Source organism: Thermoflexus sp. (assembly GCF_025055495.1).
In the GTDB taxonomy this organism is placed as follows: domain Bacteria; phylum Chloroflexota; class Anaerolineae; order Thermoflexales; family Thermoflexaceae; genus Thermoflexus.
Genome location: NZ_JANWXB010000119.1, coordinates 1 through 9,771, shown reverse-complemented (window position 1 = coordinate 9,771; position 9,771 = coordinate 1). Strand labels below are relative to the sequence as shown.

At 65.7% G+C, this 9,771-nt stretch carries 6 protein-coding genes; all 6 read left to right on the top strand.

The window, feature by feature from the left end:
- The first annotated feature begins 260 nt into the window (after positions 1–260).
- The 6 genes from dnaB (at position 261) to NZM16_RS03925 (ending at position 9,726) form a co-directional block, all read left to right on the top strand.
- Positions 261–1,616: a replicative DNA helicase gene (dnaB, locus tag NZM16_RS03950; protein WP_295451053.1), complete on the top strand. Its 1,356-nt coding sequence runs from the start codon at positions 261–263 to the stop codon at positions 1,614–1,616.
- A complete protein-coding gene (locus NZM16_RS03945) occupies positions 1,613–2,305 on the top strand; it encodes a DnaD domain-containing protein (RefSeq protein WP_295451056.1) in 693 nt (230 codons plus the stop codon). The genes dnaB and NZM16_RS03945 overlap by 4 nt, the downstream gene beginning before the upstream one ends.
- 106 nt (positions 2,306–2,411) lie before the next feature.
- The gene (locus NZM16_RS03940; RefSeq protein WP_295451058.1) at positions 2,412–3,800 is read left to right on the top strand and encodes an ATP-binding protein; all 1,389 of its coding nucleotides are present in this window, start codon (positions 2,412–2,414) and stop codon (positions 3,798–3,800) included.
- 155 nt (positions 3,801–3,955) lie between these two features.
- A complete protein-coding gene (locus NZM16_RS03935) occupies positions 3,956–4,945 on the top strand; it encodes an alpha/beta hydrolase (protein ID WP_295451060.1) in 990 nt (329 codons plus the stop codon).
- 398 nt (positions 4,946–5,343) lie between these two features.
- Positions 5,344–8,136 carry a hypothetical protein gene (locus tag NZM16_RS03930; protein WP_295451063.1) on the top strand — a complete coding sequence of 931 codons (2,793 nt, stop codon included), beginning with the start codon at positions 5,344–5,346 and terminating at the stop codon, positions 8,134–8,136.
- Between the two features lie 351 nt (positions 8,137–8,487).
- The gene (locus NZM16_RS03925) at positions 8,488–9,726 is read left to right on the top strand and encodes a beta-galactosidase (RefSeq protein WP_295451065.1); all 1,239 of its coding nucleotides are present in this window, start codon (positions 8,488–8,490) and stop codon (positions 9,724–9,726) included.
- The last annotated feature ends 45 nt before the right edge of the window (positions 9,727–9,771 follow it).

Genomic DNA, 9,771 nt, shown 5'->3' with positions numbered 1-9,771 from the left:
CGGGGCCGGGGGGTGGGTCTACAAACCCTCGCGGGGGGGGGGTGGGGGGGGGCCCCCGGCCCCACGCCCCGCCCCCGAGAACTCCCAAATGAAAGATGGACAAAACATTAAGCAGCCAGGATGATGCTTTACGGCGTGAGGGGGCGGATCGGCCCCTCCTCCACCCGGAGAGAAGGGAAGGGGCGAGGGGATCTTCCGCCGGGCTGAAACGGCTCAATTCCTGCTATGATGGACTGAAATCCTGCAAGGAGGCATGGCGGATGCCAGATCTCGAGCGGGTGGAACAGGTCCCCCTGGCGCCTCATAACCTGGAGGTGGAAGAGGCCGTCCTGGGCGCTGTGCTCCTGGACCCGGAATTGATGCATACGCTGGCGGCCATGCTGCGGCCGGAGGATTTTTTCCTGGAGAAGCATCGCTGGATCTGGGAGGCCTATCTGGCCTTGCACGATCGCCGGGAGGCGATCGATCCGGTCACCGTAGCCGATGAACTGGAACGCCAGGGGCGCCTTCAGGAAGTCGGCGGGCGGGGGTTTTTGATCGGCCTGGCGGCTCGCGTGCCCGCCACCGTGCACGCGATGGATTACGCTCGCCGGGTGGAGCGGGATTCGATCCGCCGGCGCCTGCTGGAGGCCGCCACCCAGATCGCCCGGATGGCCTATGAGGATTCCTACAGCGATGTGGATGAACTGCTGGATCGCGCGGAGGCTGCCCTCTTCGCCGTGGCCCAGCGCCGTCTGATCCGCGATGTTCAGTCCATCCGGGATCTTCTGCGAACATATTACGAGCACATTGAGTATCTATATGAGCATCGCGGGGAACCCCTGGGGATCCCCACCGGGTTTCGGGATCTGGACCGGCTGCTGGGGGGCCTGCAGCGCTCGGATCTGGTGACCGTGGCCGCCCGGCCGGGGGTGGGGAAAACCTCCTTGCTGCTCTCCTTCGCCCTGAACGCCGCCAAGCGCTATCGCCAGCGGGTTGCCATCTTCTCTCTGGAGATGTCCGCCGAGCAGGTGGTCCATCGCCTAGTGGCCCAGGAGACCGGGATCGAGGGCCAGCGCCTGCGTCTGGGGGAGCTCCGGGAGGATGAATGGCCCCGCTTCGTGCACGCGGTGAGCACGCTATCGGAGCTGCCCATCTGGATCGATGACACGCCGGCCATCTCCGCCATGCAGCTGCGGGCGAAGGCGCGCCGGCTCTACGCCGAGCACGGATTGGATATGCTGATTGTAGACTACCTTCAGCTGATGACCGCTGACGTCCGGGCGGAGAACCGGGTGCAGGAGATCTCTTACATCTCCCGGGCGCTGAAGAGCCTGGCCCGGGAACTGAACATCCCCGTGGTGGCGGCCTCCCAGCTCTCCCGCGCCGTCGAGCAGCGTCACGACAAGCGGCCGATGCTGGCGGATCTTCGCGAAAGCGGCAGCATCGAGCAGGATTCGGACGTCGTGATCTTCATCTATCGGGACGAGATCTATAATCCGGACACGGACCGCAAGAACATCGCGGAGATCATCGTGGCCAAACACCGGAACGGCCCCATCGGAACGATCGAACTATATTTCCGGCCTTCCCAGGCCCAGTTCATCGATCTGCACAAGCAGGAGATCCGGCTGTGAAAACCCGAAGGGAGAAAAAACCGTTCTCCGGCTTTCCATCGGGCAGGGTTCGCACGGTGCCGATCCCGGAAACGTTCTTCACGGAACTCCTTCCGCAAATCGATCATCCCGGGGAGCTCAGGGTCACCCTCACCTGCTTTTACCACCTGGCCCACCGAAGCGGGCCGTTGCGCTACGTCCGGCGATCGGAACTGGAGGCGGATCCCGCCCTCACCACCGTGCTCTCAGTGGCGGAGATCCGGGAGGGCCTGAATCGGGCCGTGGCTCGAGGAACCCTCCTGCATGTCCGTCTGGAGGAAGATGGACGGTCCGATGATCTCTATTTCCTCAACACCGCCCGCGGCCGTATGGCCTATGAAGCGATCCGGCGAGGGGCCCGCCCCGCCAGCTTGGATCTCGGGGAGTCGGCGGTGCTGGTGGCTGATCGCCCGAATCTCTTCGCTCTCTATGAGCAAAACATCGGGCTGCTGACCCCGCTGATCGCTCAGGAGCTGGAGGAGGCCGTGCGGACGTATCCGGCGGAATGGATCGAGGAGGCCATCCGGATCGCCGTCTCCCGCAACGTCCGCCGCTGGTCCTATGTCCGTCGGATCCTGGAACGCTGGGCCGCGGAAGGCCGGGACACCGGAGGGGTGGATGAAACGCATCGGCGACGTGTTGTCGAGTCATGGAAAAAGCTTCAGCGCTGAGGGAAAGCCCCCGAAACAGCGGGGGCAAGAAGAGGGGGCCTCCCGCTCCCCATCGTCGGCCCCAGGATCGATCAGTGCGGAAGCGATCCCCCAGGCCGGGGCCGACGTGGAGGCCGTCAGGGCGCCCACGGACGCGATCGGAGGAGGCACGGAGACCGACTCCGAGGCAGGCACGGGGGCTTATTCTGGGGCAGGCACAGAGGCCTGCCCCTACTGTGGGGGGCTGGGGTATGTCTCCTACGATGTGCCCCCCGGCCATCCGCTGTTCGGCCGGGCGGTGCCCTGCGCGTGTCAGGCCGAGCGACAGGCGGCGGAGCTCCGTCAGCGGCTCCGCTCCGCCAGCCCCCTGCGGGTGCTTCAGGACAAACGCTTTGAGACCTTCCTCCCGGATGGGCTGGGGTTACCTGCGGATCAGGCTCGAAGCGTGCGGCGGGCCTGGGAACGGGCGCGTGCCTTCGCCGAGCGCCCGGAGGGATGGCTGGTGCTGCGGGGCGGGACCGGATGCGGCAAAACTCACCTGGCCGCGGCCATCGCCCACCGCCTCCTAGAACGAGGGGTGCCTGCCCTTTTCATCAATGTGCCGGATCTCCTGGACGAGCTGCGGGCGACGTTCCACCCGGAGGCCGAAAGCTCCTATGAGGAGCGGTTCTGGGAGCTCCGGGATGCCCCTGTGCTGATCCTGGATGACCTGGGCGCTCAGCAGAGCACGCCCTGGGCCCAGGAGAAGCTGTTCCAGCTCCTGGACTGGCGCTACAACGCCCGGCTCCCGACGGTGATCACGACGAATCTCTCCCTGGACGCCTTCGAGCCCCGCCTGCGCTCCCGGCTTCAGGATCCCCGCCTGGTGGAGGTCGTGGCGATCCTGGCTCCGGACTTCCGGCGGGGCACGCCCTCCACCGGGCCAGATCTGAACCTCCTTCCTCTCCTGCGAGAGATGACCTTCGAAACCTTCCGGGATCGGCCGGAGCTCTCCCCCCGCGAGCGGGACAATCTGCGGGAAGCGGTCCGGATGGCACGGGCCTACGCCGAGGACCCCCACGGCTGGCTGGTCCTGGCGGGTCCTTACGGTTCCGGCAAGACCCATCTGGCCGCCGCCATCGCCAATATCGTTGCCTCCCGAGGGATCCCGGCCCTCTTCGTGGGGGTGCCCGATCTCCTCGACTGGCTGCGGGCCGCTTTCCACCCGAAGAGCGATCAACCCTATGATCAGCGTTTTGACGAGGTGAAACTGGCGCCGTTCCTGGTGCTCGATGACCTGGGGACGGAGAGCGCCACCCCCTGGGCGCGGGAGAAACTGTATCAGCTGTTGAACTATCGCTATCTGGCGAGCGCGCCCACCGTCATCACTACGGCGACCCCGCTGGAACATCTGGACGCGCGGATCGCCGCGCGGCTGAGCGATGAGACCCGGGTGACCGTGATCACCCTGGATCTCCCCCCTTACCGCACTCCGCTCCGACGCCGTGAGCCTCGTCGCCCGGGGCGGGAGCCATGAGCGTTTCCTCCCGGATAGCGCCCGCAAAAGCAGAAGCTCGACTTCCGGCAAGGCCATCGAAGACAGCATCGCCCGTTCACGGAGCGGAAGCGCAAGCCATGGCACAACCTCCCACTCCGTCGGTGGGGAAGTATCCCTTCGCATTTGAGGTGTCCATGCGTTCCAGGCTCGGCAAAACCGTCTTCGCCCTGGGCTTGCTTCTGGCCCTGCTGCTGATCGGTCCACTGCTGCTACCAGTGCCCCCGCTGACGGGGACAGTGCCGCCGGAGCAGCTGGCTGACCCGGATAGCCGATTCATCCAGATCGACGGCCTCACCGTCCACTACAAAATCTCCGGCTCTGGACATCCGGGGATAGTGCTCCTGCACGGCTTCGCCGCCAGCACGTTCTCCTGGCGAGCCGTCATCGAACCCATGTCGAACTGGGGAACCGTCGTCGCCTTCGATCGACCCGGGTTCGGCCTTACAGAGCGGCCGACGCGCTGGACCGGCCCCAATCCATACGGCCCCGAAGCCCAGACAGACTTGACCGTCAGGCTGATGGACATGCTGGGGATCGAGCGGGCCGTTCTGGTCGGCAACTCCGCCGGAGGGGCCATCGCCCTTCTAACAACATTGAAGTATCCGGAGCGGGTGGAGGCGCTCGTGCTGATCGCCCCAGCGGTTTACATCGATAATGGTGCGCCGGACTGGGCACGTCCGCTTCTGGATACTCCTCAGATGCGCCGCCTAGGCCCGCTTCTGGTCCGCTCCATACGAAACTGGGGATTGACCTTGGCCCGCTCCGCCTGGCATGACCCGACAAAGCTGACGCCGGAGATCGAGGAAGGATACACCCGACCCCTGCGGGCCGAGAACTGGGATCGGGGCCTGTGGGAGGTTGTTCGCGCCAGCCGCCCCCTGAGACTGGAGAGGCGGCTGGCGGAGATCCAGAAGCCCGTTCTGGTGGTCACCGGAGACAGCGACCGGATCGTGCCTCCTGAGCACAGCATCCGCCTGTCCAGGGAAATCCCCGATGGGCGGCTGGTTATCATCCCACAATGCGGGCACGTCCCACAAGAGGAATGCCCCGAGCCCTTTCTAAAGGCGGTGGAGGCGTTCCTGAGGGACCTGCAGCTTCATCCGCCGAGGGATCCCAGCCAATAAGTCCGTCCGACGCACGGAGGGTTCCGCTGCGTGTTTGGCGTTATGAGCGATCTGGATCCTCCAGGTTCGATTCCGGTTGTTCCGTTGCCATCTTAACGTTCCCTGCCAGGGATTCAGGGCTTGTCTTTCCCTCCTATCCTCCCTCACGCCATTCGCACGGCGACAAGGGAGGGGCCACCGCCGGCCGGATCCCCAGCCCGAGCCGCGGGCGTCCGGGAAGGGGGCCAGTGATCCTGCCGGGGGATCCAATCCGGGGTGGCGGATTCGAGATCGGGGGCCCTATAGCCCGCCCCCGTAGGCCGGGCCGCCTTCTTCGAGCCCCGTGCATCTTGCGATAAAATAAAACTAACTGTGTCCCATCCCAGGAAACCGATTCCGGCATAAGGAGGGCAGATCGGATGGCGCTCCCACGCCCGAGAACACGTTCTTTCCCCTGGCCCTGGATCCTCGGATTCGGGGTGGTTATGCTCCTGGCGCTGGGGGGAATGGGCCTGTGGATGATCCGCTCCACCCAGGCCGCCTGTGAAACCGTCACCGCCCAGCAACCCTTCCAGAGCCCCACCTTCCAGCTTGCCCCGGCGGATCCCGCCCAGAGCGTGAGGGTGGCCGTCTGGCCGCTGGCGGAACCCGACGCCTCCCTCCAGGAAGCCTTGAACCGCCTGCCGCCGACCCTGCGGCCGGTCGGGCCTTACTATTTGCTGCGCTTCTGCGGCGAGGTCCGCACGCCGTTGCGTCTGACGGTGTATATCCCGGACGGTCTGGAGCCCTGGACCATCGCCGATCTCTGGGGCTGGACCGGACAGGGATGGACATGGATCGGCGGTGAGCTGGAGGAATCCCTGGGGCTTCTGAGCGGCGAGACCCGCGCAGCCCCTCGCTATGTCATCGTGACAGCCGCTCAGATTCCTGTTCCCGCCTTCGGCGCAATTCAGGAGGCCGGGATCGCGCCGGATGCCCGGGCGCTGGAGGTGGTGAATGAGGTCAGCGTGGCCGGATTGACCCTGGGGCTGGGCGGCCGCCTGATGGGAGATGCGAACGCTCTGCCGCCCCCGGATCCTCAGGGGCGGTATGTCACGTGGCTGCTGGTGCGCAACTATCTCCCAGGCGGAGCGCCCAACACAGCCGCCCTGGCTGCCCTGCTGGCCAATCCGGCGGTCTATCAGGCGCACATTCGGGAGATCCTGGACATCCTCCAGGTCCGCAACTACAACGGCGTCCTGGTGGATTACCGCGGCCTCCCACCGGGACAATCCCGCGCCTTCCTGGACTTCCTCAGCCAGCTCAGCCAGGCCCTCCATGAGCAGGGGAAGGTGCTGGCGGTGGCTGCCCCTCTCCCGCTACCAGGGGAACGGGGGCGCTTCCTCACCGACGGTTACGATTGGCGGCAACTGGGCCGCCTGGCGGATGTCCTTTACGTGGAAGCCCCCGATGATCCCGCCGCGTATATTCCGGGTGGGCTGGTCGAGCAAAGCCTGCGATGGCTGATCGGCCAGGTGAACCGATATCAGCTGCAGCTGGTCGGGCCGGGCCTGGGAGTGGATCTCGGCCCCTCCGGCGCGCGCCTCATTTCCTTTGACGAAGCGCTCGCCCATCTGGGCCGTCTGGAGCCCTCGGGGCCGCTGACCCTTACCGCGGGCATGACCCTCACGCTGGCCCCTTCCACCACCGCCCGGGACCTTCAGTTCCTGGCCGAGGCGGGCGTCTATCGCTACGAATATGTCGACGAGGCGGGCCAGATTCACACCGTCTGGATGCCCACCACCGGCCTTCTCGATCGCCAGCTCTTCCTCCTTCAGACCTATCGACTGCGGGGGCTGACATTGAGAGGGCTGCTGGGCGGCGGCACGGCCCCGGGCACCGTCGAGGCGTTGCAGACCTACCGTCAGAGCGGCCAGGCCCCCGGCCTATCCGCGATGGAATGGGTCTGGCGGATCACTGGGCCGGAGGGCCAGGTGGTGGCCGAGATCACCCGACCGCTGATCGATGGACGCGCGGAATGGGCCCCATCCGGGGAGGTCAACGGTCCCTTCCGTATTGCGCTGATCCTGCGGGCAGGCCCCAGTGAGAAGGCGCAGGGAGAGACCACTGGCGTGGTGGCGACCGGAACCCCGATGCCCACTCCTACCCCGACCCGCACACCGGGGCCTACCCGGACGCCGGGTCCCACCCGGACGCCAGGGCCCAGCCCCACGCCGGGACCCACCCCGACGCCCCGCCCCACGAACACGCCACGCCCCCGCCCGATTGGCGGCGGTTTCGAACTGGGCGGCCACGTGGACAGCTTCTCCCGGCCGGATTTGATGCGCTACGCCGGCATGACCTGGATCAAGCGTCAGGTCCGCTGGTCCCCCGGCCAGGATCCGAGCAGCGTCGCGGGGCTGATCCAGCAGGCCCATGCGAACGGCTTTAAGATCCTCCTGGGGGTTGTAGGTCTCCCGGAGCAGATGGGCGCCCCCAATCCGGGTTACTTCGACGCCTTCGCCCAGTTCCTGGGCGGAGTGGCCGCCCTGGGAGCGGATGGGATCGAAGTCTGGAACGAGCCCAACATCGATCGCGAGTGGCCCACCGGCCATATCAATCCCGTAAGCTACACCGACATGCTGCGGCGGGCCTACAACGCTATCAAGAGCCGCAACCCAGGGACCCTAGTGGTCACTGGGGCACCGGCCCCGACCGGCGCGGAGGGCGCTTTCGGCTCCCATCGGGTCTGGAACGATGATCGCTACGTGGCCGGGATGGCGGCCGCGGGCGCGGCGAATTACGCCGACTGTATCGGCATCCATTACAACGAAGGGATCGTTCCGCCGGATTGGACGACCGGCGATCCCCGGGACAATTACTACACCCGCTACTTCTGGGGGATGGTGAACACTTACTGGAACGCCTTCGGAGGCGCCCGCAAGCTCTGCTTCACCGAGCTGGGCTACCTCTCCGACGATGGGTATCCGCCTCTGGAGGCCGTAGCCCCGGGCTTCGCGTGGGCCAAGGATGTGACCGTTCAGCAGCAGGCAGAATGGCTGGCCCGAGCGGTTCAGCTCTCGGCCCAGAGCGGAAAGGTGCGATTGCTGATCGTCTGGAACGTGGACTTCAAGAACTACGGAGCGGACCCGATGGCCGGCTACGCCATCATCCGGCCGGATGGGTCCTGCCCGGCCTGTGAGACGCTGCATCGGGTCATGGGTGGTCGTTAGGCTTCCCTCGGAGACACCATCCTGCGTGGGAGGCAGCGCGCCTCCGGCCCGCTGCCTCCCACGCGAAACCGTCTGCGGATTCGAAACCCGCCCCTTCCCCACGCCGCTTCGTCATGTGGGGGGAATCAGACAAGTTACGCCGTGGGCAACTTCAGGGATCGAGTCCCATCCGGGCGCCCTCGGGAGGGAAGCGGATCAGGTCCCCACTGCCCCCAAAACCCGTGGGATCGCTCGGAAGCTGCCCATGGTGTGAGTTCAGACGACGGGGTGGACGGCGAAGCCGCCCACCCCGCCGCCTTGAAACCCGGATGGGTAACCGAACCATCTGTGCTCCCTCAGGAGGGCTCGCCGTTGAATCAACCGATGCGCCGCTGGATCCTGTGGCTCGCTGTCCTCCTGGTCGCTCTGGAGATGGGAATTCTGGGCTTCGCTCTCTGGCGCTCCTCCGCGCCTCCGGCGGAGATCCCTCCCACACCCTCCGTTCCACCTCAAATCCCTCCCACGCCATCGCCGGCTTCCCCCTCTAACCCGGAACTCTTTCTTATCGGAGCCCAGGTGCACGGATACGTGGGGGATCCCCGGGACACCCTCCGCGTGGTCCGTCAGGTGGGATTTCCATGGGTGAAACAGCAGGTCCTCTGGTCGATGCATGAACCGGAGCCCGGAAGCTACGACTGGGGCATCCTGGAAGGCTTTCTGATCGTCTCCGAGTTGGAGAACGTGAAGGTCCTGCTCAGCGTGGTCACCGCCCCGGAGTGGAGCCGGCGGGAGGGTGGGATCCATGGGCCGCCGGATCGGCCGGAGGATCTCGCCCGCTTCCTCCAGGTGCTGATCCGCCGCCATCGCGGGCGGATCCATGCCATCGAGGTGTGGAATGAACAGAACCTGAAGCGGGAGTGGCAGACCTCCCGGGGGCTGCGCCCGGAGGATTACGTGGAACTGCTTCGGGTGGCTTATGCCACGATCAAGGCGGAGGATCCCAGGATCATGGTGATCAGTGGAGCCCTTTCCCCCACCGGGATCGACGATGGGGTGAACGCGATCGATGATTTCCGTTACCTGCAGGGCATGATGCAGGCAGGCTTCCTGAACTATGCGGACTGTGTAGGGGTTCACCATAACGGCTATAATATCGGCCCCGATGTCCTGGCGGAGGAGGCCCCCTTCCTGCCGAAGGCCCGGACGGCGCGCTTTCGCGGCCCCTTCGACAATCCCCATCACAGCTGGAGCTTCAAGTCCACGCTCTGGGGCTACTGGGAGATCATCGGGGGCGCGAAGCCGCTGTGTGTAACGGAGTTCGGATGGGCATCCGCGGAGGAATATGGGACGGCCCCGCCGGGGTTTGAATTCGCCCTGGACAACTCTCTGGAAGAGCAGGCCCGCTGGATCATCGAAGGGTTCGAGCGGATGCGGGCCTGGGGATTCGTTCGAATGGCGATCCTGTGGAATCTGGATTTCGGGCCCAAAGGGTTTGGGCCGGAACGGGACGATAATGTTCTTTACAGCATCCTGGACACTCGGGGCGTTCCGCGCCCTGCCTTCAGCGCTCTGGAGGCTTACTTCGCTAAGCTTCGCACGGAAGAGGATTAATCCCTCGGTTCATGTTCGGCCTTCGTGCGGGCCAGAGAACGGACC

Excerpts from the sequence above, each read along its gene's own strand:
- dnaB (WP_295451053.1), top strand. The coding sequence starts at position 261 with ATGCCAGATCTCGAGCGGGTGGAACAGGTCCCCCTGGCGCCTCATAAC.
- NZM16_RS03935 (WP_295451060.1), top strand. The coding sequence starts at position 3,956 with ATGCGTTCCAGGCTCGGCAAAACCGTCTTCGCCCTGGGCTTGCTTCTG.
- NZM16_RS03930 (WP_295451063.1), top strand. The coding sequence starts at position 5,344 with ATGGCGCTCCCACGCCCGAGAACACGTTCTTTCCCCTGGCCCTGGATC.